General features: G+C 38.9%; 25 protein-coding genes and 1 tRNA gene. 15 read left to right on the forward strand and 11 right to left on the reverse strand.

Annotation, left to right across the window (positions count from 1 at the left end):
• Positions 1-12: 12 nt before the first annotated feature.
• The 5 genes from ACUXV0_RS16055 (at position 13) to ACUXV0_RS16075 (ending at position 4,872) form a co-directional block, all read left to right on the forward strand.
• Positions 13-1,356: a trigger factor gene (locus ACUXV0_RS16055; RefSeq protein ID WP_446190591.1), complete on the forward strand. Its 1,344-nt coding sequence runs from the start codon at positions 13-15 to the stop codon at positions 1,354-1,356.
• 165 nt (positions 1,357-1,521) lie between these two features.
• On the forward strand, positions 1,522-2,193 hold the full coding sequence (locus ACUXV0_RS16060; protein ID WP_446190592.1) for a ClpP family protease: 672 nt from the start codon (positions 1,522-1,524) through the stop codon (positions 2,191-2,193).
• Positions 2,194-2,276: 83 nt separating this feature from the next.
• Entirely contained in the window at positions 2,277-3,536 is a 1,260-nt protein-coding gene (gene clpX / locus ACUXV0_RS16065; protein WP_446190593.1) for an ATP-dependent Clp protease ATP-binding subunit ClpX, read from the forward strand.
• Between the two features lie 62 nt (positions 3,537-3,598).
• A complete protein-coding gene (locus ACUXV0_RS16070; RefSeq protein WP_446190594.1) occupies positions 3,599-4,153 on the forward strand; it encodes a hypothetical protein in 555 nt (184 codons plus the stop codon).
• On the forward strand, positions 4,150-4,872 hold the full coding sequence (locus ACUXV0_RS16075; protein WP_446190595.1) for an alpha/beta fold hydrolase: 723 nt from the start codon (positions 4,150-4,152) through the stop codon (positions 4,870-4,872). The genes ACUXV0_RS16070 and ACUXV0_RS16075 overlap by 4 nt, the downstream gene beginning before the upstream one ends.
• On the opposite strand, the gene xerD is transcribed toward ACUXV0_RS16075, so the two are convergent.
• Positions 4,869-5,759, reverse strand: a complete 891-nt coding sequence (xerD, locus tag ACUXV0_RS16080; protein ID WP_446190596.1) for a site-specific tyrosine recombinase XerD — start codon at positions 5,757-5,759, stop codon at positions 4,869-4,871. The genes ACUXV0_RS16075 and xerD overlap by 4 nt on opposite strands.
• 130 nt (positions 5,760-5,889) lie before the next feature.
• Here xerD and ACUXV0_RS16085 point away from each other — a divergent pair, with 130 nt between their 5' ends.
• From ACUXV0_RS16085 to ACUXV0_RS16100, 4 genes are all read left to right on the forward strand, one after another.
• Complete coding sequence (locus ACUXV0_RS16085) at positions 5,890-6,666, forward strand: hypothetical protein (protein WP_446190597.1); 777 nt, start codon at positions 5,890-5,892, stop codon at positions 6,664-6,666.
• 2 nt (positions 6,667-6,668) lie between these two features.
• Positions 6,669-7,538, forward strand: a complete 870-nt coding sequence (gene lipA / locus ACUXV0_RS16090) for a lipoyl synthase (RefSeq protein WP_446190598.1) — start codon at positions 6,669-6,671, stop codon at positions 7,536-7,538.
• A gap of 235 nt (positions 7,539-7,773) precedes the next feature.
• Entirely contained in the window at positions 7,774-9,066 is a 1,293-nt protein-coding gene (gene metK / locus ACUXV0_RS16095) for a methionine adenosyltransferase (RefSeq protein WP_446190599.1), read from the forward strand.
• A gap of 70 nt (positions 9,067-9,136) precedes the next feature.
• Positions 9,137-9,994 (forward strand): DMT family transporter, encoded by an 858-nt coding sequence (locus ACUXV0_RS16100; protein WP_446190600.1) that lies wholly within the window; start codon positions 9,137-9,139, stop codon positions 9,992-9,994.
• Positions 9,995-10,045: 51 nt separating this feature from the next.
• On the opposite strand, the gene ACUXV0_RS16105 is transcribed toward ACUXV0_RS16100, so the two are convergent.
• Complete coding sequence (locus tag ACUXV0_RS16105) at positions 10,046-10,792, reverse strand: zinc ribbon domain-containing protein (protein WP_446190601.1); 747 nt, start codon at positions 10,790-10,792, stop codon at positions 10,046-10,048.
• A gap of 45 nt (positions 10,793-10,837) precedes the next feature.
• Positions 10,838-11,935: a Nif3-like dinuclear metal center hexameric protein gene (locus ACUXV0_RS16110; protein ID WP_446190602.1), complete on the reverse strand. Its 1,098-nt coding sequence runs from the start codon at positions 11,933-11,935 to the stop codon at positions 10,838-10,840.
• Positions 11,936-12,186: 251 nt separating this feature from the next.
• On the opposite strand from ACUXV0_RS16110, the gene ACUXV0_RS16115 reads away from it, so the two are divergent.
• Positions 12,187-12,969: a cupin domain-containing protein gene (locus ACUXV0_RS16115; RefSeq protein WP_446190603.1), complete on the forward strand. Its 783-nt coding sequence runs from the start codon at positions 12,187-12,189 to the stop codon at positions 12,967-12,969.
• A 514-nt stretch (positions 12,970-13,483) separates the two neighbouring features.
• On the opposite strand, the gene ACUXV0_RS16120 is transcribed toward ACUXV0_RS16115, so the two are convergent.
• The 4 genes from ACUXV0_RS16120 to pth form a co-directional block, all read right to left on the reverse strand.
• On the reverse strand, positions 13,484-13,735 hold the full coding sequence (locus ACUXV0_RS16120) for a GIY-YIG nuclease family protein (protein ID WP_446190604.1): 252 nt from the start codon (positions 13,733-13,735) through the stop codon (positions 13,484-13,486).
• A gap of 47 nt (positions 13,736-13,782) precedes the next feature.
• A tRNA-Asp gene (locus ACUXV0_RS16125) sits at positions 13,783-13,856 on the reverse strand.
• A gap of 272 nt (positions 13,857-14,128) precedes the next feature.
• On the reverse strand, positions 14,129-14,449 hold the full coding sequence (locus tag ACUXV0_RS16130; RefSeq protein WP_446190605.1) for a hypothetical protein: 321 nt from the start codon (positions 14,447-14,449) through the stop codon (positions 14,129-14,131).
• Positions 14,450-14,837: 388 nt separating this feature from the next.
• Entirely contained in the window at positions 14,838-15,398 is a 561-nt protein-coding gene (gene pth, locus ACUXV0_RS16135) for an aminoacyl-tRNA hydrolase (RefSeq protein WP_446190606.1), read from the reverse strand.
• Positions 15,399-15,570: 172 nt separating this feature from the next.
• Between pth and pyrR the strand changes: the two genes are divergently transcribed.
• Positions 15,571-16,110, forward strand: a complete 540-nt coding sequence (gene pyrR, locus ACUXV0_RS16140; protein WP_446190607.1) for a bifunctional pyr operon transcriptional regulator/uracil phosphoribosyltransferase PyrR — start codon at positions 15,571-15,573, stop codon at positions 16,108-16,110.
• Positions 16,111-16,698: a leucyl/phenylalanyl-tRNA--protein transferase gene (aat, locus tag ACUXV0_RS16145; RefSeq protein ID WP_446190608.1), complete on the forward strand. Its 588-nt coding sequence runs from the start codon at positions 16,111-16,113 to the stop codon at positions 16,696-16,698.
• Here the strand turns inward: aat and ACUXV0_RS16150 are convergent.
• Genes ACUXV0_RS16150 through ACUXV0_RS16160 form a run of 3 tightly spaced genes read right to left on the reverse strand, consistent with a single transcriptional unit; the run spans position 16,695 to position 20,554 of the window.
• On the reverse strand, positions 16,695-17,393 hold the full coding sequence (locus ACUXV0_RS16150; protein WP_446190609.1) for an SAM-dependent methyltransferase: 699 nt from the start codon (positions 17,391-17,393) through the stop codon (positions 16,695-16,697). The two genes, aat and ACUXV0_RS16150, sit on opposite strands and share 4 nt — an antisense overlap.
• A gap of 47 nt (positions 17,394-17,440) precedes the next feature.
• Positions 17,441-18,715 carry a rod shape-determining protein RodA gene (rodA, locus tag ACUXV0_RS16155; RefSeq protein WP_446190610.1) on the reverse strand — a complete coding sequence of 425 codons (1,275 nt, stop codon included), beginning with the start codon at positions 18,713-18,715 and terminating at the stop codon, positions 17,441-17,443.
• A 3-nt stretch (positions 18,716-18,718) separates the two neighbouring features.
• Positions 18,719-20,554: a penicillin-binding transpeptidase domain-containing protein gene (locus tag ACUXV0_RS16160; RefSeq protein WP_446190611.1), complete on the reverse strand. Its 1,836-nt coding sequence runs from the start codon at positions 20,552-20,554 to the stop codon at positions 18,719-18,721.
• A 144-nt stretch (positions 20,555-20,698) separates the two neighbouring features.
• On the opposite strand from ACUXV0_RS16160, the gene tsaE reads away from it, so the two are divergent.
• Genes tsaE through ACUXV0_RS16175 form a run of 3 tightly spaced genes read left to right on the forward strand, consistent with a single transcriptional unit; the run spans position 20,699 to position 22,749 of the window.
• Complete coding sequence (gene tsaE, locus ACUXV0_RS16165) at positions 20,699-21,130, forward strand: tRNA (adenosine(37)-N6)-threonylcarbamoyltransferase complex ATPase subunit type 1 TsaE (RefSeq protein WP_446190612.1); 432 nt, start codon at positions 20,699-20,701, stop codon at positions 21,128-21,130.
• Entirely contained in the window at positions 21,130-22,338 is a 1,209-nt protein-coding gene (locus ACUXV0_RS16170; RefSeq protein ID WP_446190613.1) for an alanine dehydrogenase, read from the forward strand. Before tsaE ends, ACUXV0_RS16170 begins: the two co-directional genes overlap by 1 nt.
• Before the next feature lie 6 nt (positions 22,339-22,344).
• On the forward strand, positions 22,345-22,749 hold the full coding sequence (locus tag ACUXV0_RS16175; protein WP_446190614.1) for a hypothetical protein: 405 nt from the start codon (positions 22,345-22,347) through the stop codon (positions 22,747-22,749).
• Here ACUXV0_RS16175 and ACUXV0_RS16180 read toward each other — a convergent pair.
• Positions 22,746-24,338 carry a peptide chain release factor 3 gene (locus ACUXV0_RS16180; RefSeq protein WP_446190615.1) on the reverse strand — a complete coding sequence of 531 codons (1,593 nt, stop codon included), beginning with the start codon at positions 24,336-24,338 and terminating at the stop codon, positions 22,746-22,748. The genes ACUXV0_RS16175 and ACUXV0_RS16180 overlap by 4 nt on opposite strands.
• Positions 24,339-24,512 lie beyond the last annotated feature (174 nt).

A 24,512-nucleotide genomic window follows, 5' to 3' on the forward strand; every position in this document is an offset into this window, starting at 1 on the left:
AACTGCTTCTGAATGGAAACAAATTTCAACAAAATCTCAGCTACTGAAGGACGTCTTAAAGTAACGCTTACTCCTGAAGATTATCAAGCTGACGTTGACAAGCAAATTAAAGAGTACGCAAAAAAAGCAAAAATCAAAGGTTTCAGACCTGGTCATGTGCCTTTTGGTTATATCAAAAAATTGTACGGTAAAAACCTTCTGGTAGATACTGTTATAAATAAAGTAAGTGGAGCTGTAAATGGCTACATTACTGAAAATAAGCTGAAGGTAGTGGGTGACCCAATGCCTGATAATGATGTATACAAAATCGACTGGGATAATGATACCGAGTTCAATTTTGAGTATGAAGTAGGTACTGCATCAGACTTCACTGTAGATTTAGATAAGCTTCCGGCCATCGAGAATTATGAAATTCAGCCAAGTGAAAAGCAGGTAGATGACGCTATTGCAGATCTTCAAAAAAGATTTGGAACTGATCTGGAGCCTGAAGATGCAGAGATTGGTGACCTTCTTTTCGGTACACTAAAACAAGAAAGCTCTGAGTTTGAATCTCAGTCTGGTATACCTACAGATAAATTGGTGAAGAAGTCGCAAAAGCTTTTCAAAGGTTTGGAGAAAGGTTCTAAAGTGACTTTCGATATTCAAAGTCTTTTTGAAACCGTAAAGGATTTAGGTTTTGCCATCGGTAAATCTGATGAAGAAGCAGAAGCTCTTTCTGGTGAATTTGAATTTACAGTTGATAAAATTTCAAGAGTAGCTCCTGCCAAAGTAGATCAGGAATTATTTGACAAGGCTGTTGGGGAAGGAAAAGTTTCTGACGAAAAAGGCTTTAGAGAAGAAATTTCAAACATTATCAAAGAGAACTATAACAGAGAGTCTGGCTTCTTGTTAGATTTTGATGTTGAGAAAACGCTTTTAGATAATGTAAGCATTGATCTTCCAGATGAGTTCTTAAAGAGATGGTTACTTGCTGCCAATGAAGGCAAAGTGACTGAGGAAGATATTGAAAAAGAGTACGATGCTTTCGCAAGAGGTGTACGTCTTGATTTGATTAAAGGTGAGATAGCTACAGACAATGAAGACATCAAAGTAGAATACGATGATGTTCTTGAAGTAGTTAAGGCCGAGATCCGAAACTATTTTGGGCCGCAGGCACAAGGTATGGACGATTTCATTACTCAAATGGCGAAAAAGCAGCTCGAAGAGAATAAAGACAATGCCTTCAGAACTTATTATAACAAGGCTTTTGGTAAGGCGGTTATCGATTACGCTAAAACAAAAGTGACGATCAATAATAAGCCTGTGCAGGTAGACGAGTTTAATGAGATTGCAAAAGCGAAATACGAAGTAGCTTAATAAACCTTAATTTCATGGAAAGGCCTTAGCTTATGCTAGGGCTTTTTTGTGTTTAATTGTCAATGAAGAGAAATCTGTCTCAATTGGGGCTTCTTTTCTCTTAGACAAACTAGAACCCCAAGAGTTTCTTTTTTGTTTACATTTGACAGAAACTATAATTAATACATGAATTTCGGAGAAGAATTTAGAAAATATGCGGTGGGTCACCGCGGTCTTAACGGCTTAACTGTTGATGACTATTTAAAGCATAATGTAGAAAACATGACAGCCAATATCATTGAGGAGCGTCCTATGCGTTTCGCTGCTATCGATGTATTTTCAAGGTTGATTATGGACCGTATCATTTTCCTGGGTACTGGTGTGGATGATCAGGTGGCTAATATTGTGGTAGCACAGCTATTGTTCCTGGAGTCAGTAGATGCCAAAAAAGATATTTTGATGTACATCAATAGCCCGGGTGGATCTGTTTATGCGGGTCTGGGAATGTATGATACCATGCAATATGTAAGACCAGAGGTGGCGACTATTTGTACTTCTTTGGCAGCCTCTATGGGTGCTGTGTTATTGGCAGGTGGTGCTGAAGGAAAAAGATCTGCCTTACCTCATGCAAGAGTGATGATACACCAGCCAAGCGGTGGAATGCAAGGTCAATCTACTGATATGGAAATCTCTGTGAAGCAGATCATCGAATTGAGAAAAGAGCTGTACGAGATTCTATCTAAACACACCGGCAAGACTTACAAACAAATCGAAAAAGACTCTGATAGAGATTACTGGATGAAGGCTGAAGAAGCGAAAAGCTACGGCCTGATTGACGAGGTACTTTACAGAGATTAAGACCTATTTATACCCGATATAAACCGTTTAGTGATTTATCGGGTAGATTATGGTAAATTGCGGAAATTTAATAAGACCGAAGAATGGCGTATAAAGAGCCTTTTTGCTCGTTTTGCGGACGCAAAAAAAATGAAGTTGATCTGCTTTTGTCAGGAACAGATGGACACATCTGTAACCATTGTATAGTTCAGGGGCACGATTTAGTACAACAAGAATTATTTGGGGTAAACCCAAAGGGAAAAAAGAAGAATAAAAAGGCCGAGCTACCGAAGTTTGAGCTCAAGCCGCCGATTGACCTTAAGAATTATCTCGATGATTTTGTGATAGGGCAGGATGAGGCTAAGCGTGTACTTTCTGTGGCTGTCTATAATCACTACAAAAGATTAATGCAGCCAGCCTCCACTGATGACGTGACTATCGAGAAATCAAACATCATCATGGTAGGGGAGACAGGGACCGGTAAAACTTATCTGGCACGTACGATTGCCAAAATGCTTCAGGTTCCTTTTGCTATTGCTGATGCAACGGTATTGACAGAAGCAGGATATGTGGGTGAAGATGTGGAGAGTATTCTGAGCAGGCTTCTTCAGGCTGCCGATTATAATCCTGAGCTGGCTGAAAGAGGTATAGTATACATTGATGAGGTAGATAAGATATCTAGAAAATCTGATAACCCATCTATAACCCGTGATGTGAGCGGCGAAGGTGTGCAGCAAGGGTTATTAAAGTTATTAGAAGGCTCTATAGTGAGTGTGCCGCCTCAAGGTGGAAGAAAACACCCTGAGCAGCCATTAGTACAGATCAATACCCAAAATATACTCTTTATTTGTGGAGGTGCTTTTGATGGCATTGACCGTCATATTGGTAAGAGAATTAATAAAGCTCCGATTGGTTTTTCTACGGATAAAACCATGAACAGAATTTGGGAAAATGAAAATGTTCTTCGTTTTGTGACTCAGCAAGACTTAAAGTCATTTGGTTTGATTCCTGAATTGATTGGTCGTTTACCATTATTGACTTACCTCAACCCGCTGGATAAAGAGACGCTCAAGAGGATATTGGTAGAACCAAAGAACTCATTAATGAAGCAATACAAAAAGCTTTTCAAAATGGAAGATATTGATCTGAAATTTACCGAAGAGGCTTTAGATTATATTGTTGAGCAAGCGGTAATTTTCAAATTAGGAGCTCGTGGATTAAGGTCTATTTGCGAAGCAATTTTAACGGATGCAATGTTTGAGCTTCCTTCAAAAGAGGATGTCAAAGAGTTTGAAGTAACCAAGGCATATGCCGAGCAAAAGTTTGAGCATTCGTCGTATTACGAGCTTAAATTAGTGGCGTAATTAAATAACAAAACCTTCAAAATATGCGTTGAATAGGCCAAACCTGTTCAACGCTTTTTTATATGCCTAAACACCTTTTCTATTTATCAGCACTGATCATTTTTATGACTTCATGTAGAAGTCAATATGCTCCTATTCAGGAAACAAGACCATTGTCTTATCGCAGTTCTGAGAAGAAGCTTAAAGTAGACTTGCCTTTTTTGAAGAAAAAGGAAATAGAAGTAGAGATCAGAGATATAGAAAAGCCAGCCGGGAAGATTCAGGTTAAACGTTATTTTCCTGAGATAAAGATTAAGCCTGAAGAGATAGAGATTCCTCAGGTAGTCGAAGAGAAGGTTGAAATTGAAAAGGAGATTTTAACAGGAGGCGACCCTGATAAAGAGAAGCTGAAAGAAAAAAAGAAACGGAAGCGTAGGAGAATGTGGAGGCAGTTTGGTAGTAATCTTTTAATTGGCTTTGTATTTCTTGGTGTGGCCATCATCCTTGCACTGATTAAGCTTCAGACACTTGCGATTTTATTTGGTGTGGCATCCATTTTATTCCTAATTTTTGGTTTAAAGAAGCTCTTCAAAAAACGGAGACGCCGAATAAGGAACCCTTTTAAAAAGAATAAATGAACGTAGTACTACTTCATGGTTTTGGAGAAAACCCGGATATATGGGATACATTTATCCCTCTGCTTCCTGACGAATACACATTTATCACCTTAGATTATTCTAAAATTGCCTTTTGTCAGTCTATTGACCAGTATGCACAGTGGGTGCATACGGAGATAGAGCAAAGAAATATTACACGTTTCGTGCTGATTGGGCATTCTATGGGAGGATACATTTCCCTGGCCTATGCAGAAAAGCATGCAGAATATTTAGCTGGTTTGGGTTTGTTTCATTCTACCTCCTTTGCCGATTCTGTAGATAAACAAAAGACAAGAGATAAAACAGCTTCTTTCATCAAACGCAAAGGCTCGGCGGCTTTCATAGAAGGTTTTCTGCCTAACATGTACAATGAAGATTTCAAACGAAAGAATAGTGTGTACATAAGGCAACAGTTAGACGATAATAAAAAGCTTCCTGAAGAAGCTTTAATTCAGGCGACTATGGCCATGAAAGTTAGACCCGATAGGAACAAAGTCTTGAGTTCGTTAGACGTACCGGTTCTTTTTGTGGTAGGTAAACAGGATAACTTTATTCCTTATGAAGATGCTTTAAAGCAAATAGATCTTCTGAAAAAGCCTTATGTGCTGATAAGTGATCACATTGCTCATGCGGGAATGTTAGAAGCTCCACATAGCTGTGCTGGCCTGACCAAAGACTTTTTGGAGGTTTGCTTTGACTAAGCCCTCGGATGAAACTGTTGGATAGTTTGCTGTAAATAGGCTCTATCCAGATGAGTGTAGATTTCTGTAGTAGTAATACTAACATGACCAAGCATTTCTTGTACGGCTCTCAGGTCGGCTCCACCTTCTATCAAATGTGTGGCAAAACTATGCCTGAAAGTATGAGGAGATACTTCTTTCGCAATTCCAGCTTTTAGGGCCAGGTCTTTGACAATAATATAGATCATGACACGGGTCAATTTATTACCTCTTCTATTTAAAAATAGAATGTCTTCTGCCTCTGGTTTAGCTTCCTGGTGGTTCCGAATAGTTTGTTCATAAATGTTGATATACTTTACTGCCTGCTTCCCAATAGGCACCAGTCTGGTTTTGTCTCGCTTACCGGTAACTTGAATATAGCCTTCATGAAAATGACAGTCACTTAGTTTTAGTGAGGTCAGTTCAGAAACTCGTAATCCACAACTATACATGGTTTCAAGAATGGCTCTGTTTCGGGTACCTTCGTTTGAAGAGTGGTCAATGGCCTCAAGCATAGACTCAATTTCATGATAATGAAGTACTTCAGGTAGTTTTCTCCGGGTCTTAGGACTTTCTATTAAGGCAGATGGATCTTTTGAAATATGTTCTTCTAGTTGCAAAAATTTGAAAAATGACTTCCATCCGCTTAAGATTCTTGCCTGAGATGTAGCGGCTATGCCCAAGTCGTAAAGCTCTTCCAGTATTCTTGAGATGTCATTAGAATCAATTTGTTTGGGAGAATCTTTCCCGGAGAATTGCTGAAGTTTCAATACATCTCTTTGGTAAGCCTCTGAGCTATTTTCAGATAGTCCCCTTTCCAGGGTCAGATAATTGATGAATTCTTCAATATAAAAACTCCAGTTCGTCAAATCTTTGAATAATTGATTACAAAATAAATCTTTTTTAGCTTCTGTTCGTTTATGAATAGGTATGCAAAATAGATGAGTTTCAAAACTAGGAAGCTGATTTGTTTCGCTTTATATTTATCCAAACTTGGAAATGAAGAAGAATCAATTCATCCTTTTAATGCTTGCGTTTTTAGCAATAGGCCAAACTTACGGTCAATTGGGCGATAGCGTTGATGAGGAATCAGATGAGATGGATTCCAAGTATTTTGCTTACGGCGTAACCACCAATACCCATTCAGGATTATTAGGTGGTTTTGTGTTTAGAAGTTCTACTCCAATCAATTCTGCCAGAAGACTACCGGTGCATCGGTATATTGCACTTGAAGCAGTAAATCTAAAGCATCCGAAAGAAAGCAATAGTCCCACTCCATTAGGGACGAAATTCGTTTTTGGTAAGACCAATTATTTTTTTGTGCTTCGTCCTGAATATGGTAGAGAGTGGTATTTCTTCAAAAAGAATGGAGATTCTAGTATTGGTTTGAGTGGAATATTGGCTGTGGGTCCCTCCTTAGGTATCCAAAAACCTTATTATATAAAATATGGTAGAGATGCTGGAGAGCAGGCTACCCTTCAACAGTATGATCCAGATATTCACACTGATTTTAATGCTATCAGAGGAGCAGGGAGTATTTGGCAAGGTTTCTTGAATAATACTTCGGTAAATCCGGGTTTACATGTAAAGGCCGCTACTAGTATTGATATGAGTACTTTTGGTGATAATATCACCGGATTCGAATTGGGTGCTACAGTTGAGGTCTTCTCAAAGCAGCCTGAAATTATTTCTTCAAAATTGACTTCGAATGCAAGAGCTTATGCTACAGCTTATCTAACTTTGTATTTCGGAAACAAAAGACTAATTAAAAAGTAGGAATGGCAGAGGTTATCGAAAAACCAGCAAGGGCTAAAAGACCCGACTGGCTAAGAGTTAAATTACCTATCGGAGAGAGTTATAGAAAAGTTAGAGAGGTAGTTGATAAAAACAATCTACATACCATATGTCAATCGGGTAACTGCCCGAATATGGGAGAGTGCTGGGGTGAAGGAACAGCCACCTTTATGATTCTTGGGAATGTTTGTACGCGTAGCTGTACCTTTTGTGCAGTTGCCACAGGTAAACCTACTGAGTTTGACCAAGACGAACCTCAGAGAGTAGCTGAAGCTATCAAAACAATGGGCGTAAAGCATGCTGTTTTGACTTCAGTAAATAGAGATGAATTGAAGGATAGAGGTGCCGAAATATGGTATCAGACAGTAGTGAAAACCAAAGAACTTTCTCCGGAAACCACTATTGAAACCTTAATTCCGGATACCAAAGGTAACTGGGATGCATTATACAGAATGATTTCTGCAGGTCAGGAAGTGGTTTCTCATAATATGGAGACTGTTGAAAGGCTTTACAGACCAGTAAGGCCTCAGGCTAAATATCCCAGAAGTTTGGAGCAGATCAGAAGAACCAAAGAGTATGGTAAGAGAACCAAAACGGGGATAATGCTTGGCTTAGGTGAGAAGCAAGATGAGGTTTTCAAAGCAATGGATGATTTAGTAGAGGCGGGATGCGATATTTTGACACTAGGTCAATATTTACAGCCGACGAAAATGCATCATGAAGTCATTGAATTTATTCATCCTGATATGTTTGATATGTATCGGGAGGAGGGCCTAAGAAGGGGATTAAAGTATGTAGAATCCGGACCTCTGGTAAGATCTTCTTACCATTCAGAGAGACATGTAAATGTATAAGATAGATCAAAAAAGCCTGAGAAATCAGGCTTTTTTGTTGTCTCTTGTTTTTATCTATGATTTCTGAGAAATTTAGATAAATCATCTATTTTCTATTCTTAGAAAAGAAAAAATAACCTCGTTTTCGGCATTTCATAAATAATTTGCATTTTTGTTTTTTCTGCCGCCAAGCTTTCCTGTTTGGCAGAGATATTGTAGATAGATAATAAGTTTTTCTAATAAAAGATATTCATATATGCCATACTTATTTACTTCTGAGTCAGTATCGGAGGGCCACCCTGATAAAGTTGCTGACCAGATATCTGATTCCCTTATCGATCACTTTTTGGCTTTTGATCCAAACTCAAAAGTTGCTTGTGAAACTTTAGTTACAACGGGGCAAGTTGTTTTGGCAGGTGAAGTGAATACCTCAACTTATTTAGATGTACAGACGATCGCTAGAGATGTTATCAAAAAGATTGGTTACACTAAAGCAGACTATATGTTTGAGGCAAATTCATGTGGTGTTATTTCTGCCATTCATGAGCAATCTGCTGAGATTAACCAAGGTGTAGATCGTAAATCAGGTGAGAGTTTTGAGGACAAAGCTAATGCTCAGGGTGCTGGTGATCAAGGTATGATGTTTGGGTATGCATCTAAAGAGACAGACAATTATATGCCATTGGCTCTTGATTTATCGCACAAGATACTTCAGGAACTGGCAGATGTAAGAAGAGAAAATAAAAGAATTAAGTATTTACGTCCTGATGCAAAAGCTCAGGTAACTATAGAGTATTCTGATACGAATAAGCCCATCAGAATTGATACTATCGTAGTTTCTACTCAGCATGATGATTTTGCTGAGGACGAAGAGATGCTGGCTAAGATCAAAAGCGATATCATCAGCTATGTGATTCCAAGAGTTAGAAAAAAGCTGAAGCCTAGCCTTAAAAAGTTATTCAACGATCAGATTCAATATCATATTAACCCGACCGGGAAATTTGTTATTGGCGGTCCTCATGGTGATACTGGCCTTACGGGAAGAAAAATTATCGTGGATACTTATGGAGGTAAAGGAGCTCACGGCGGTGGAGCATTTTCAGGTAAAGATCCATCAAAAGTTGACCGTTCTGCCGCATATGCGACTCGTCACATAGCTAAAAATCTTGTAGCTGCTGGTGTAGCTGCAGAGGTGCTTGTACAAGTTTCTTATGCAATTGGTGTGGCTAAACCTTGTGGTATTTTTGTAGATACGTATGGTACCGCCAAAGTAAAAGATGCTGATGGTAAAAAGATGAAGGATGGAGAAATCGCCAAAATAGTAGAAGGCTTGTTTGATATGAGACCTTATGCTATTGAGCAAAGATTGAATCTAAGAACTCCGATCTATTCTGAAACAGCTGCCTATGGACACATGGGAAGAGAGCCGCAAAAGGTAACTAAAGTATTTGAGAATGCTGGTCAGAAGGTAGAACAGGAAGTTGAGCTCTTTACTTGGGAGAAGCTGGATTACGTAGAAAAAGTAAAGGAAGCTTTCGGTATCGAATAGAAGATATACAGACGAATTCTGAAGCTCACGGCCTTTGGTCGTGAGCTTTTTTGTTTTCACCTTTGCAGCCATGTCGTCATCTCGCTTCTTTGTGTTTGGAGTCCTGTTTGCCATGATATGGTCTTCAGCTTCAGTTTCTGCTAAAATCGGGATGAAATGGGTACAGCCTTTAATGCTGTATGAAGCTCGTTTTTTTATTGCTGCTATCGCCTTGTTTCTATTGGCTCATGGTATTTTGAGGAAGAGATTACCAAAAGGGAAAGAGTGGACTCAATTAGCCCTATTTGGTTTATTGAATGTTACTGTGGCTCTTGGGTTATTTGCTTTGGCGATTCATGAGGTAGCCGCCGGAATAGGGGCTTTACAAGTTGGAATAAACCCACTTGTTATTAGCGTTCTTACGGCCATTGTGGCTGGGAGGAAGGTAAGAATGAATGAAGTAATTGCTCTAATTTTAGGTTTGTTAGGTGTAGTTATTGCGGTTTACCCTCTTTTAATGACTTCCTATGCTACTATTAGAGGCCTGGTATATCTAGGGTTAAGTACTATCGCTTATTCTTCAGCGGCAGTTTTTTATAGTAAAATAGATTGGAAGCTAGATAAATTGACCATCAATGGATGGCAAGCCTTTTTTGGTGGATTGTTTCTTCTGCCCTTGGCTTTACTGAGTTTTAAAACCGACTTAAACCAAATCAATTCAGAAGTTAGTATTTCTGCACTTTGGCTTGGTTTGGGACTTTCAGGGTTTGCAGTTTATTTATGGTTGGCTTTACTCAAAGTGGATAGCGTAAGAGCATCCTTATTCCTCTTTTTATGTCCGGTATTTGGCTTTATGTATGCCTATTTTATCCTGGATGAGCCTTTTACACTCTATACGTTTACTTCTTTGGTGGTGGTTCTTTCTGCTTTATATATTGGCAGAAAATAAAAAAGCAGATCAATTAATGATCTGCCTCTTCGTTGACTATGATTGATTAGCCTATTTTCTTTTTCTATGAACTTTGATAGCGTCAGCGTCAGCTAAAATTCTACCGCAATGTTCACAAATAATGATTTTTAGTTTTTCCATCACGTCAGCTTGCATCTGAGGAGGAACTACGTTAAAACAGCCTCCACAAGCTCCTCTATCTATAGCCACAACAGCTAAACCATTCTTTGCTCCACCACGGATCTTGTTGTACGCTTTCAAAAGTCTTTCTTCAACTTTCTTGGCTTGTCTTGCACTAGACTTTAGAAGTTTTTCTTCCTCTTCCTGACTTTCTACAATCAGTCTGTCAAGTTCTTTTCTTTTTTGCTCTAAAACCTCTTTACGGGCATCTAAAGTAGCTTTCGTTTCTTCGATGTCCTGTTCTTTGGTTTTGATTTTATAGTCAGTCTCTCTAATTCTCTTGTCAGCCAATTGAATTTCAAGTTCCTGAAGTTCTAATTCTTTTGAGATGGCATCGTACTCACGGTTGTTACGTACGTTCATCTGCTGATCTTTGTATTTAACAATCAGCTTATCTGAGTCTTTTTTGTTTTGTTTTTGAGTTTCAATCTCCTCATTATATGAGTCTATTTCTGATTGAAATCTAGACATTCTTTTCTCAATACCAATCACCTCATCTTCCAGGTCTTTTACTTCTTCCGGAAGGTCTCCACGAAGCTTTCTCAGTTCGTCAAGTCTTGAATCTATTTCTTGTAGTTTTACAAGCGATTCTAGTTTATCTGCTATCGTTAATTCCATAAACTTTTTAAAGCTATTCGGTGAAATGCCGCCAGGGGCTTTTATTTAATATAAATAATTGACCGGATTGGTTTTTACCTCCGATAAATAGGTCGCAAAAGTAGTGAATTTTTTCAATATTTCATCCCTAATCAGCTCTTTTGTATGTTGTTCGCTTTCGTAATGACCTATGTCAGCAATCACTATATTTCCGTCGGCATCAAAGTATTCATGATACTTATAATCAGAGGTTATGAAAATATCAGCTCTTTGAGCTTTGGCTTGCGGTAATAAGAATCCGCCGGCACCTCCACAAACGGCCACCTTGCTGATTTTTTCTTTTACAATGTCAGTATACTTAATAACTTCTACGCCCAGTTTAGTTTTAATAGTATTGAGGAATTCTTTGGTCTCAATAGGTTCATTGAGTGATCCAATTAGTCCCGAACCTACATTTTGAAATTGGTTCTCAAGAGTAGATAGGTAATACGCTACTTCTTCATAAACGTGTCCTTTTTTCATCGCGGTGAGTACTTTGCCCTTAATATGCTTTGGGAAAATGACTTCAATTCTATTTTCTTCTACTTCCTCGTAAACACCCCTTGATCCGATTGTAGGATTTGCTCTTTGACTAGCTTTAAACGTGCCTTTTCCTTCTGTTCTAAAGCTGCAGTTGCTGTATTCTCCTATTTCTCCTGCTCCTGCTGCGTATAATGCATCTAGCAATTGACCGGTATGCGGTGTTGGTACAAAGACTGTAAGCTTTAATAGTTGATCCGATTTTGGAGCCAGTATTTTAAAGTTTTCTAAGCCTAGTTTTTCAGCAATCTTGAGGTTCACTCCTGTGTCAATATTGTCCAGATTTGTATGGATGGCATAGATAGCAATGTCATTTTTGATGGCCTTGATAATAGTTCTCTCTACATAGTTTTTACCCGTAAAACGTTTTAGACCTTTGAATACGATGGGATGGTGTGCTACCACTACATTGCAACCTTTCTCAATGGCTTCATCCAAAACATTTTCTATACAGTCAAGTGATACGAGTACTCCCGTTATTTCCTGTGATGGCGAGCCTGTAAGTAACCCTGAATTGTCATAGCTTTCTTGGTAGGCAGGTGGTGCCCAGTTTTCGAGGTGTTGAATTAAGTCTTTTAGAAGCATTGGTTCGGTCTTTCGGTAAAAGTAATCATTCGTACCAAACTGTCCGTTGTCAGATTAAAGTAATGGCCTTGGTTCTTTGAATAAATCAAGAAAGGTTATGGGCTTAATTATTGATTTGCATCATTATCGTATTCTTTCTCTACTAAAAAGAACCTTGTGTCAGTTGATTTTTTGTTTGCGACTCTAATATGAAAAATACAATAAAAGATTGTCTAATTTGAATTCAATATTTTTTAAGGAGTTTATTACTAATGAATTGCGGAGTGAAGTCTTTTATCACTGTTTTACTAATATTTTTATCAATGGTTTCAAATGCTCAGTTAGCTGAAGTTAAATCAGGAGTTTATAAGTGGGATGAATTAGAGGTTCGTAAGTTTGGTCAAAGAGAATCTCGAAGGCTAATGGAAGGCACTTCGCCTCATTTTGATTATTTGGAAATACACGCAACTACTCAATATCCGGGTGCAGAACCAGCTCCTCCTCATATTCAAAATGACATTGAGGAAGTATTAATAGTGAAGGAGGGGACCATGAAGATGAATATGGATGACGAAAGCCTTATTCTGCCCAAAGGAAGTGTAGTTTTAATACCTCCTGGTGTAAATCAGTCCTTACAAAATGTTGGAGACGATAATCTGAGTTATTATGTCATGATGTTTAGGTCAAAAAAGCCAATGGACATGGACAGATCAAACAAGGCGGGAGGGAAATTGTTTATGGATAGGTCAAAACTTACCATGCAACATACCTCAAAAGGTGGACGTGTGGGGTATATGGATAGGCCAACTGTAATGTGTGAGAAGTTTGAGATGCATGTAACCCGATTGAATCATAAGGGGCCAAGTCATAAACCTCATCAACATCAAGACTCAGAAATTATCTTGGTAACTGAGGGGAATACAGTGTTAACTATTGATGGAGTGAGTTATGAGGCAAAGGCAGGTGATTTGTATTTTATTAAGTCAGGTCAAATGCATGGAATTAGTAATAATTCAGATGCACCTTGCGAATACTTCGCCTATCGATGGTATTGATTGTTAGGTTAGAGACAATAAGAAATACTGAAAAAAGCCTTAGTTTTCTCTAAGTCTTTTGCGGTCTGGATAGCTTGTTCCGAAACATCGGAAGGACTTGAACCCGCGACCCTCCCGAGCAACTCGGGACAGGTATTCTAACTTTTTTGCTGAATGAGTTTTAAGATATACTCACGGCTTTTTTGAGCCTTGATGAATTTTTCTCTTTTGAGAGCCTCAGTTTTGGATTCGAAAACTTCGATTTAAACCAGCTTCCAAGGCTTCTTAGTAGAAGTGTAGCCATTATTGGCATTATTATGTTTGATTAGTCTTTATCCTGGTTTAGCAGAATGCTCAATATAAAAAGAGCAGTTTTCTTGATGCTTTAAATAATATAAGTGTAGTGTGGTATTTGGATAGTGTAAAATGAAAAAGCCTTAGATTTCTCTAAGGCTTTTGCGGTCTGAATAGCTTGATCCGATGCATCGGAAGGGCTCGAACCCGTGACCCTCCCGAGCAACTCGGGAAAGGTATTCTAACTTTTTTGCTGAATTAGTTTTAAGATATACTCACGGCTTTTTTGAGCCTTGATCAATTTTTCTCTTTTGAGAGCCTCTGTTTTGGATTCGAAAACTTCGATGTAAACTAGTTTCCACGGCTTCTTAGTAGAAGTGTAGCCTTTGTTGGCATTATTATGTTTGATGAGTCTTTGTTCTGGGTTGGCTGAATAGCCTATGTAAAAAGAGGAGTCCTTGATGCTGTGAATAATGTAAGTGTAGTGAGGCATTGGGATAGTGTAAAAAGAAAAAGCCTTAGATTTCTCTAAGGCTTTTGCGGTCTGGACGGGACTCGAACCCGCGACCCCCTGCGTGACAGGCAGGTATTCTAACCAACTGAACTACCAGACCTTTTCAGGTATTTAAGAGGTGTCTCTCAAATGTGGATGCAAAGATAAATGGATAGTTTTTAAAGTCAATACTTGAGAGTAATAATATTTGAAAAATTTCAACTTTTATTTCTTCAACTCTTAAGTAAAAATAGGAGGGTGCTGATACTCAATTCAGTAGACTGAATTCCTTAAAAAATAAAAAGCCGACTCGCATGGCAAGTCGGCTTTCAAATATTCAACCCTAACCTATTAAACTATGAAAATTTAATACTCTTCTAATCGTTTGTCGATTTAGCGACCCATTACTGGTTCAACTTTCACCGACGGAAGCTCAAATAATTCGACTGGCTCTGCGATGTTTCTTTCCTGCCATAGGAATGAGAAAATCTTCTCTGTTACATCTACTTTTTTAAGCCATAGTTGAGCTTCTTCCTTTTTCATTCTGCTTAGTTTGCTGTTAATGCTGGCTACAGCAGAATAGAAGTCTTCCTTTTCTTGATCTGATAATGAAAGGAACTTACCTGTAGAACTGTTATACAGTCTTACTACCTTATTAAAGTCTGCCCATTCTTTATCATTCTTTTTGACATACCTTTTGGCTTTAGTGTTCATGAATACTTTGAAGTTGAACTCTGTGCCTTCACTAAGGTATATATTGTCTTGAACTCTTAGTGAGTTCTCTGCTTTCGTAGTGGTCGATCCTAAGATTATCACCGAAAGTACAATTGCAAATTTAGAAAAATTAAGTAACATATTCGTGGAATTGTTTTATTTGTCCCTATTGATTACGCTACAAAATTGATTCATTTTTACGTTCTGTGCAAATTTAGAAGTTAATGGTTGACGAAATTATATATTGATATATGCACGTATAGTTCTCTAAATATAAATTTAAATATTGCTAAAGAATAATATAGAAGAATAAAATATTGAAATTAAAATAATTTATTAATTAAAATATTTAATTCTAGGAGAGGGTGAAAAACTTCATAAAGTACAATTATTCATTAAAGGAGTTCATGGTTTTTTGTATACCTATAGTACAAAATGAAAGAATCATGTCTTTCGCTTTGTCCAGTTTATTGATAAGCTCGATCATTTCATCTTCTGGAAACCTGCCAAGTACAAAATCGACCTGTCTGCCCTTTGGGAAGTCACTTCCTATTCCGATTTTAAGACGTGAGTAGTTTGCACCTTGAAGAACTCGCTCAATATCTTTTAAGCCGTTATGACCTGCCGAGGAACCTTTCGGTTTTAGTCTTAACTTACCTACAGGTAGTGCCAGATCATCCACTACTATAAGTACATTATCCTTGGGTATTTTCAGTTGAGTCATCCAATAAAGGACAGCTTTCCCGGAGAGGTTCATATAGGTAGTTGGTTTTATAAGGTGTATGCTTCTGCCTTTTGACTTCCACTCGGCATGTTGTGCTAGCTTTTTAAGTTCAAAGGTCAAACCTTCCTGGGCGGCAATTCTGTCAAGAGCCATGAAGCCCGCATTATGTCGTGTGAAGGTATATTCCGGTCCTATATTTCCTAGTCCTACAACAAGGTATTTCATTTTTGATAGCTGGTTCTGATTTTCAAAATTCCGAATATTAGCCTAAACAATCAATTTCAAATGGATTATGTTCCTTGCAAGAGCAATGAATACCTCTCCTCCAGATTCCATTGCTTAGCATTAGTACTTATTGTTAGAAGTCAATACTTTTGTCGGGTAGCGATTAATATTCATGAATAAAAAGCGACTAATCCTTAGTAAACCATTACTGGATGTTATTCTTGGAAGATTATCTCAGGAGATCATTGAGAATAATGGTAATATGGAGAATAGTGTCATTATTGGTTTACAACCCAGAGGTGTTTTCCTTGCAAAAAGAATTGTCATGATTCTCGAGGAAACTCTAGGTCATAAAGTGAATCATGGGAAGCTGGATGCTACCTTCTATAGAGATGACTTTAGGAGAAGGGAGTCGATGCTTACACCAAATAGCACAGATATCAATTTTGTGATTGAAAATAAGAAAGTCATTCTGATAGATGATGTACTGGCTACAGGAAGAACGGTAAGAGCAGCTTTAGATGCGATGCAGGCTTTCGGTAGACCATCTAAAGTAGAGCTACTTTGTTTAATTGATAGGTCATATCGTAGAGATATACCTATCCAACCAGACTACACGGGTAGGAAAGTAAATACACAACAGAATCAGAAGGTTTTAGTAGAATGGCAGGAGCAAGGCCATAAAACCGATAAAATCTGGCTTATCGACTAAATGGACTTGACGGCCGAAATGTTATTGCATGCCTATGCCAATGGGGCTTTCCCTATGGCAGACGCAGACAAAGAAATATTTTGGTATGCTCCTGATCCACGTGCTATCATTCCCTTTGAAAACTACAAGCCTTCCAGATCCTTAAGGCCTGTTTTGAATAAAAAAACTTTCGAGATTAAGATTGATGAGCAATTCGCCAAGGTGATGAAATTATGTGCAAAACCTCGTTTTGCCGGAGATGAGACCTGGATATCAGATGATTTAATTAAAGCTTATACAGACTTACATGAACTAGGCTTAGCTCATTCTGTAGAGGCCTTTTTTGAGAATGAGCTGGTAGGAGGGCTTTATGGGGTCTCGCTAGGGGCGGCCTTTTTTGGCGAGTCGATGTTTTTTCTGAAGTCAAATGCCTCTAAAGTGGCATTTCATTATTTGATTGAAATCCTGAAAAGGAATAACTATCAGTTATTGGATACACAATTTATCAATGATAATGTAGAACGCTACGGAGCAATTGAAATTTCTAAAGACGAATACGAAAGCAGGCTTATGCAGGCCTTGGGCGTTCCTTGCCGTTTTAAGCTTTAATTACCAAAACCAAATATAGCTGGCTTTTTATGCAACCGGTTGCCGTCAAAACTCTTCCATCGTTCTATTCGCATTGTCTTTGATATAGCGTCAGCTGAAGTTAGGTCTGCAGAAATGGTCAATTTTGTATTTGCATTGCAGGCTTTGCAAATAGTGTCTAGCATTTGTCTGTTTCTGTAGGGCGTTTCCATGAAAAGCTGAGTTTGTCCGGTAGTGTGTGCAATACGCTCCAGCTCCTTAATTCTCCTAGCCCTATCTTTTTTATCAATGGGTAGATAGCCATGAAAGGTAAAACTTTGTCCGTTAAACCCTGAAGCCATTAAAGCCAAAAGTATGGAAGATGGACCTACTAAAGGAATAACATTAATGCTTAACTGATGTGCAATATCTACCGCCAAAGCACCCGGATCAGCAATGCCAGGGCAGCCTGCTTCCGAAAGAATCCCTGCATCTTCTTCTATTTGATGAATCAGCTCAAAAGTCTTGTCAAAATCAGAGTCTTTTGTCAATTCATGAAAAGTGATTTCATCTATCACTTTCCCGATTTTGAGACTAGAAATGAATCTACGAGCTGTTTTGACATTCTCCACAAAGAATACATTTAACTCTTTAATTTTCTCAATAACCTGTGGACTCAAGTCTGAGAATTGAGTATCTGGAGCTAAGACGGTAGGTATTAAATATAGGTTTTTCATAATTTTCAATCTATTTTGAAAATATGATAATCACAAATTGTTCAGAATTAAACTTTGTAGCTTCTGTGAGCGTCAAGCTTTAGGAATACGAATATCAGTATGGTAAATGACCACAATGATGAGCCTCCGTAACTGATTAATGGCAAAGGTATTCCAATTACGGGCATTAGACCGATGGTCATACCTATATTCACCAATAAATGGAAAAAGATAATAGAAGCTACGCAGTATCCGTAGACCCGTGCAAATTTGTCTCTTTGCAGTTCTGCCAAATACAAAAGTCTGGCTAATAGTGCCAAGAAAAGGCCAATTAAAACAAGGCTTCCAATGAATCCCCATTCTTCTCCTATAGTACAGAAAATAAAGTCTGTAGACTGTTCGGGTACAAAATTGAATTTTGTTTGAGTACCATTTAAGTATCCCTTGCCAATAAAGCCACCGGAGCCAATTGCAATTTTCGACTGAGTTACATTCCAGCCTGCCCCTAAAGGATCGGCATCAGGGTCAACCAATATTTTGATTCTTCGCTGTTGGTGGGGTTGCAGTACCTTATTCACAAAGAAGTCTACTCCCATGGTGAAGGTGCTAAAAAGCAATACAATGGCTCCTATATTGATAACATTTTGCCGTTTGCGGTCACGCTTATTAAGTATGACAAAATAGAAAAAGACAGCAAAGGCTACGATCCCGAGCAGGATATACCACTTAGAGAACAAAAGCGAAAGAATCAGCAGGACAACAAAAGAAAGCGATAGTGCAGGGTAGATGCCTGGCAAACCTTCCCGATAAAGTACGATCAGGAAGATAGCAAAGGTTAGTGCCGAGCCTGTTTCTTTTTGTAAGATGATGATGATGGGCGGTATGAATACCAGAGCCAAAGCTTTTATGAGGTCACTAAACTTTTTCAGGTTTACCGTTTGACTACTTAAGTATTTAGAAAGAGCCAAGGCCGTGACCAGTTTGGCGAATTCTGCAGGCTGTAAGGAGAAAGAGCCGAGCTTTATCCAGGATTTAGAGCCTTTGACATCACTTCCTATAAATATTGTTGCTATTAAGAGCACAATCATGGCCCCATAGAAAATATAAGCGAAACTATCGTAAACCTTGTAGTCAATAAATAGAATGAAAATTACCAGAAAAACTGCCAGACCCAAAAACATTAATTGTCTTCCGGCATTATGACTTAATGAGAAGATTGTCATAAACTCTTCTGGTTTATATACCGCAGCGTAGATATTAAACCAGCCTATTAATACAAGTGCCAGATAAAGGAGAACGGTGACCCAGTCTATGCCCCGTCTGATATTGATTTCTTTTGCCATTGATTATTTAGCAGCTTTGGATGCAGCCACTGTCATGTAGCTAGTGTTTTTAATTTGTTCTGCCATATACCTTCTTTCAATTTTTCCAGTCAGGTATTTTTCTATGATAAGTGAAGATATAGGCCCTGCCGAAGAACCACCATATCCGGCATTTTCAACGATGGCCGCAATAGCAATCTTCGGATTTTCCCTGGGAGCAAAGGCCATAAAAATAGCATGGTCTCGTCCTTTTTTGTTTTCAGAGGTTCCCGTTTTCCCTAGAATAGGAATATCCTTTATGTAAGCCCTTCTAGCTGTACCCGCTTCAATAACCCTTTGCATACCATCATATATGGCGTCAAAGTATTGTGGGTTTACCTCTGTTTGATGAACTTCGGTTAGCTCATCTGGTAAATTGCCATTGGGTGTTCCTATTCCTTTGACTAAATGTGGGGTTATCCAGTAACCCTTATTCGCAAATGTTGCTGCTAAGTTTGCCAGTTTGAGTACATCTGTTCCAACTTCCCCTTCGCCGATGGCTACAGAGTAGAAGTAAGAAAATTTCCATCTGTTTTCGCCATAATATTTATCATAAAGACCCACATCAGGAAGTAGCTGCCCTTTTTCTCCAGGAATATCAATGCCTAGTTTTTTGCCAAAACCAAATCTTCCTACCATATCATGCCAGCGAGTTAGGCCTTCTCTGGCTGCCAGAAAAGGACTGTCCCGGTCTGAGTTATTGATAATTTTTTTGAAAACATTATAGAAGTAGGGGTTACAACTGAACTGAACTGCATTGTTAAGATTAGCCATATGGTGTGCACCATGACCATGGCAACCCATTGGTGAATAAGCTCCAATGAAAGACGTTCTCGGGTTTATGACCCCTTGTTGCTGACCAACCACCGCCTGTACCAGCTTGAATGTAGAACCCGGTCTGTAGAATGAACTTATGGCTCTGTTAAAGGTAGGTTTATCGGGGTCGCGAATTAAGTTTAAATAGTTTTCTGAATATGCTTTTCCCGATAGCAGATTTGGGTTATAAGTAGGGTAGGAGCCCATAACGAGAATCTCACCTGTTTTCGGCTCTATGGCCACTATAGCTCCAACTTTATTCTGAAACAAGCTGTCTGCCAATTGCTGAAGCTCTACGTCTATCGAAGAGTATAGATCTTCACCCACCACAGCTGTGGTATCAAGTCTGCCATTTTCATATGAACCTTTGTCGGCTCCGGAGACGTCCATTAATTTGAACTTTACACCTCGTTTACCTCTTAAAGGAATCTCATACTGTTTTTCAAGACCTGTTAAACCTATATAATCTCCTTTTCTGTAGTAGTTAGTTTCTTGAGCTTCGTAGGTTTTTTTCGGAATCTCAGCGATATACCCCAGGGCATTGGCCATAGTGTTTGCCGGATATGTCCTGAAGAAAGATTGCTCAAAGGTGAACCCCTTAAAATTGACCATGGCATCTGCTACACGAGCAAAATCCTCTTTGGAGAGCTGCCTCAAAAATAGCGAGGCTCTTTTGCGAGAATAATGCATAGCATCATTCATTGTGCTGTCAAAGTACCCACGAGTGATATTGAAAACTCTACAAAATCTGGCGGTGTCCAAGTCTTTCACTTCAACCGGAGTGACGTACATATTGTACACTTCCTTGTTTTGCACCAACAGTTTGCCATTACGGTCATAAATCTGCCCTCTTAGCGGAACTTCAATGACTCTTTTAATGGCGTTTGTAACCTCAAAAGACTTGTATTTTGGGTCTAATATCTGGATATAAAAAAGCCTGGAGATGTAGATGATTCCGATGGTAAAAAAGAAAAAAAGAATGATCTGTTTCCGGCTTTCTAGCATGTGAAGTGAATGTTAAAGGAGAATATTCGCAAAGGTCTGAAAAAATGGAGTTTAAACCCAATAGCTCTAATTTTTTTGAGGAGATCTTTTAAGAATATCTAGGAAACGATTAATCCGACGAATTATGGTATTTTTGCGGTGCAAATGTCAGAATATAATCGTGAATATGGTCTGGAAGAAACACCTGAGGTAGCTCGGGAGTTGATTGCCTTTGGAAGTGGAGTAAGTCCATGGCGATTTGAAGGTAATCTGGGAGCTGGCAAGACGACCATGATCAAAGAGCTTTGTCGTCAAATGGGCGTAATAGACGAGGTACAAAGTCCTACATTTTCTATTGTCAATGAATATCAAACAGATAAGGGTAATCAGATTTATCATTTTGACTGTTACCGTCTTAAAAATGCTGAGGAGGCCTTAGATTTTGGAATAGAAGAGTATTTATACGGTGATAGCCTGAGCTTCATTGAATGGCCACAGGTTATTGAGGATTTACTTCCAATTCCTCAATTATTAATAGAAGTTGAGCATGTTTCGGCCGATAAAAGAAAGGTGAGGGCTAGTTTAATTGAATCATAATGAGTGAAGATAAACCGCAGTCGGGTCAGTTTCAGTCGGTGCTGGAACCTAAAGAGCAGATGGTAAAAGTCTCGAAGGAGTCGAAAAGTCTCCAGATTGGCTTGCCAAAGGAGAAGTCTGGTCTCGAAACTCGTATTTGCCTCACGCCTGATGCTGTTTCTGTATTGGTTAAGAATGGTCACGAAGTCATTGTAGAAAAGGGAGCGGGTATGCGATCTAACTTCACTGACGCAGAGTATCAGCGAGCCGGAGCTAAAATAATCTATTCGCCAGATGAGGCTTTGAAGGCTGATGTGGTGATGAAGATTGATCCGCCAAATGATGAGGAGCTGGAATTGATGAAGCCCGGGGCTACCTTAATTTCTGCCTTGCAATTCAGAGGGCAAGAAAAGCCCTATTTTGAGAAGCTGGTGAGTAAACGCATCACGGCTTTGGCTTTTGAGTCTGTTCAAGATAAAGCGGGCAACTACCCAATTGTAAGAGCCATGAGTGAAATAGCCGGTAGCTCTTCAATTATGATTGCCTCAGAGTATTTAAGTAAAGGCAGAGCTACTCTTCTAGGGGGGATTGATGGAGTGCCTCCTACTTCTATTGTCATTTTGGGAGCAGGAACGGTGGCAGAGTTCGCTGCAAAAACAGCATTGGGTCTTGGTGCAGAAATTAAAGTGTTTGATCTGCATTTGTACCGTTTACAAAGGCTAAGATATGCATTAGGAAGAAGTATTTATACCTCAATTATAGATTCTACTAATTTGCCTAAAGCCCTAAAAGAGGCTGATGTAGTAGTAGCCGCATTACGTTCAGAGAAAGGCTTTACTCCTATGGTGGTGACTGAGGAGATGGTTAAAGAAATGAAGGACAACGCTGTCATCATTGATGTGGCTATTGACCAGGGAGGTTGTATAGAGACCAGTGACCTCACCGATCATCAACACCCAATTACCCGAAAGCATGGTGTGATTCATTATGCGGTCCCAAATATAGCATCAAGAGTAGGGCATACTGCCAGTTATAGTTTGAGCAACATCTTCACCCCTTTACTAATAAAAATGGGTAATGTAGGTGGGGTAGATGAGATGATATTGACGAACCAATGGTTTCTGAAAGCCGTTTATGCATTTAAGGGCAATATCACTCACCAGTATATTGCCAAGAAATTTGAATTGAGGTTTAGAGATTTAAGGCTGCTTTTAGCCGCCAGAATTTAGAAGATTATGATAAATCATTCGAACGAAAACACGATAATGGATGATGCTAACTCGCCTGAGTTAGATCAAAAGAAAATGGGGGTAATTACAGAGGACTTTCTCAAAGTTTGTGATAACCTAAAAGAAGCAGCATACCAGATTAAAAGTAGAGGCTTTAGTGAATTTCCGGTTTTTGTGGCAGCCACAGATGAGGTGCCACTAGGTAATACTCTGTTTTTTAAAGATGACTTTAAGACCAGGTATGACTATAAAGCCTCCATGTTGGAAGAGTTTTTACAGCGTGAACTCATTGGTGCTGAGTCCGAAGCTTTATTTAAAGAAAACTACAAAGACTCCGAGGAGTACTGTTGCCTGTTTGTGATGGATGGCAAATTTGTGAGTTTTGTTTATGTGCCTTATCCTGTAGATTAAACTTCTTTCACCTTAAACTCTGAGGTAGTATGGAAAGTGATTTTCGGATTGTTTTCCATATTCATTCTTAAAATCCAGTCTGTTTCAGCCAGAAACACTGGATTTTCGTCTTTATCATAAGCGATAAAGTTGTTTTTCAGTCTAATGAATTCTGCCAGAGCATTAGAATCTTCACTGGTCAACCAACAGGCTTTAGAGTACGGCTTCGCCTCAAATCTACATTTAGCTCCGTATTCCTGAAGTAGTCTGTGCTGAATCACCTCAAACTGAAGCTCTCCCACAGTTCCTATAATCTTACGGTTACCCGGCTGCATAATAAATAGCTGAGCTACACCTTCTTCTGAAAGTTGTTGAACACCCTTTTCCAGCTGCTTAGTTTTCATTGGGTCGGCATTGATAACCTCTCTGAATAATTCAGGAGAGAAGCTCGGGATACCCGTAAATTGAAGCTCTTCGCCTTCAGTCAATGTATCACCAATTTTGAAGTTTCCTGTATCATAAAGTCCGACTACATCTCCCGGGTAGGCTTCATCTACCACATTTTTACTATCTGCCATAAACATGTATGGATTCGAGAAACGCAGTTTCTTGTTCAATCTAACATGTTCATAGAATTTTGAGCGTTCAAAAAGGCCACTGCAGATTCTTAAGAAGGCAATTCTGTCACGGTGTCTTGGGTCAATATTTGCGTGAATTTTGAACACAAAACCAGTGAATTTATCTTCAGTTGGCTGAACCTCACGAACGTCTGTTTGTCTGGAGATTGGTAAGGGAGATACATCACAGAAAGTATCCAATAACTCCATAACACCAAAGTTGCTTACAGCACTACCAAAGAATACAGGTGCTATTTCGGCGTTCAGGTAAGTTTGTTTATCAAACTCATCATAAACGCCTTCTATGAGTTCTACATCTTCCTGAAGTTGATCAGAATCCCTATCGCCAATTTTGGAGCGAAGCTCTTCTGAGTCTATATCATATTCAAAAATGTCCTCTTCCAGTTTAGTCTTATTGACTGCAAAGAAATTCATCTTCTTGTCAAGTAAATGATAAACACCTTTGAAGTCACGGCCACCATTGACAGGCCAGGTAATAGGTCTAACACCAATATTTAATTTTGACTCCAGCTCATCCAGGAGGTCAAAAGGAGCTTTTCCTTCACGGTCCATTTTATTCACAAAAATGATCACCGGAGTATCTCTCATGCGGCAAACCTCCATAAGCTTTTCGGTTTGCTCCTCCACACCCTTCACACAGTCAATAACCAAGATTACACTATCAACGGCTGTCAGTGTTCTGTAAGTATCTTCTGCGAAGTCCTTGTGACCAGGAGTATCAAGAATGTTGATTTTGAGGTCATTATACTCAAAAGTCATTACTGAAGTAGCCACAGATATCCCTCTTTGCTTCTCAATCTCCATAAAATCGGAAGTGGTAGACTTTTTGATTTTGTTGGATTTTACGGCACCCGCTGTTTGGATGGCTCCACCAAACAACAGGAGTTTTTCTGTCAAAGTGGTCTTACCGGCATCCGGGTGGGCTATGATTGCGAAGGTTCTTCTTTTCTTCAGTTCTTTTTCAAAACTCATAAGTACATTCTTTACCTAAAAAGGAGTGCAAAATTACAGCAATTAAATGGTGGATGAAAGTGTACTTAAGAATCATACTCTAATGGCTTTTTCATAGGCACTGGAAAGGAAAAGGAGTATAGGATAAAATAAAGAATTAATTGTTCTTATTGCTTGGTAGAGCAAAATAGTATT

This window comes from Jiulongibacter sp. NS-SX5 (assembly GCF_052828545.1).

Coding starts and splice junctions, on each gene's coding strand:
- ACUXV0_RS16055 (WP_446190591.1), top strand. CDS start 13: ATGGAAACAAATTTCAACAAAATCTCAGCTACTGAAGGACGTCTTAAA.
- ACUXV0_RS16060 (WP_446190592.1), top strand. CDS start 1,522: ATGAATTTCGGAGAAGAATTTAGAAAATATGCGGTGGGTCACCGCGGT.
- clpX (WP_446190593.1), top strand. CDS start 2,277: ATGGCGTATAAAGAGCCTTTTTGCTCGTTTTGCGGACGCAAAAAAAAT.
- ACUXV0_RS16070 (WP_446190594.1), top strand. CDS start 3,599: ATGCCTAAACACCTTTTCTATTTATCAGCACTGATCATTTTTATGACT.
- ACUXV0_RS16075 (WP_446190595.1), top strand. CDS start 4,150: ATGAACGTAGTACTACTTCATGGTTTTGGAGAAAACCCGGATATATGG.
- ACUXV0_RS16085 (WP_446190597.1), top strand. CDS start 5,890: ATGAAGAAGAATCAATTCATCCTTTTAATGCTTGCGTTTTTAGCAATA.
- lipA (WP_446190598.1), top strand. CDS start 6,669: ATGGCAGAGGTTATCGAAAAACCAGCAAGGGCTAAAAGACCCGACTGG.
- metK (WP_446190599.1), top strand. CDS start 7,774: ATGCCATACTTATTTACTTCTGAGTCAGTATCGGAGGGCCACCCTGAT.
- ACUXV0_RS16100 (WP_446190600.1), top strand. CDS start 9,137: ATGTCGTCATCTCGCTTCTTTGTGTTTGGAGTCCTGTTTGCCATGATA.
- ACUXV0_RS16105 (WP_446190601.1), bottom strand. CDS start 10,792: ATGGAATTAACGATAGCAGATAAACTAGAATCGCTTGTAAAACTACAA.
- ACUXV0_RS16110 (WP_446190602.1), bottom strand. CDS start 11,935: ATGCTTCTAAAAGACTTAATTCAACACCTCGAAAACTGGGCACCACCT.
- ACUXV0_RS16115 (WP_446190603.1), top strand. CDS start 12,187: ATGAATTGCGGAGTGAAGTCTTTTATCACTGTTTTACTAATATTTTTA.
- ACUXV0_RS16120 (WP_446190604.1), bottom strand. CDS start 13,735: ATGCCTCACTACACTTACATTATTCACAGCATCAAGGACTCCTCTTTT.
- ACUXV0_RS16130 (WP_446190605.1), bottom strand. CDS start 14,449: ATGAACACTAAAGCCAAAAGGTATGTCAAAAAGAATGATAAAGAATGG.
- pth (WP_446190606.1), bottom strand. CDS start 15,398: ATGAAATACCTTGTTGTAGGACTAGGAAATATAGGACCGGAATATACC.
- pyrR (WP_446190607.1), top strand. CDS start 15,571: ATGAATAAAAAGCGACTAATCCTTAGTAAACCATTACTGGATGTTATT.
- aat (WP_446190608.1), top strand. CDS start 16,111: ATGGACTTGACGGCCGAAATGTTATTGCATGCCTATGCCAATGGGGCT.
- ACUXV0_RS16150 (WP_446190609.1), bottom strand. CDS start 17,393: ATGAAAAACCTATATTTAATACCTACCGTCTTAGCTCCAGATACTCAA.
- rodA (WP_446190610.1), bottom strand. CDS start 18,715: ATGGCAAAAGAAATCAATATCAGACGGGGCATAGACTGGGTCACCGTT.
- ACUXV0_RS16160 (WP_446190611.1), bottom strand. CDS start 20,554: ATGCTAGAAAGCCGGAAACAGATCATTCTTTTTTTCTTTTTTACCATC.
- tsaE (WP_446190612.1), top strand. CDS start 20,699: ATGTCAGAATATAATCGTGAATATGGTCTGGAAGAAACACCTGAGGTA.
- ACUXV0_RS16170 (WP_446190613.1), top strand. CDS start 21,130: ATGAGTGAAGATAAACCGCAGTCGGGTCAGTTTCAGTCGGTGCTGGAA.
- ACUXV0_RS16175 (WP_446190614.1), top strand. CDS start 22,345: ATGATAAATCATTCGAACGAAAACACGATAATGGATGATGCTAACTCG.
- ACUXV0_RS16180 (WP_446190615.1), bottom strand. CDS start 24,338: ATGAGTTTTGAAAAAGAACTGAAGAAAAGAAGAACCTTCGCAATCATA.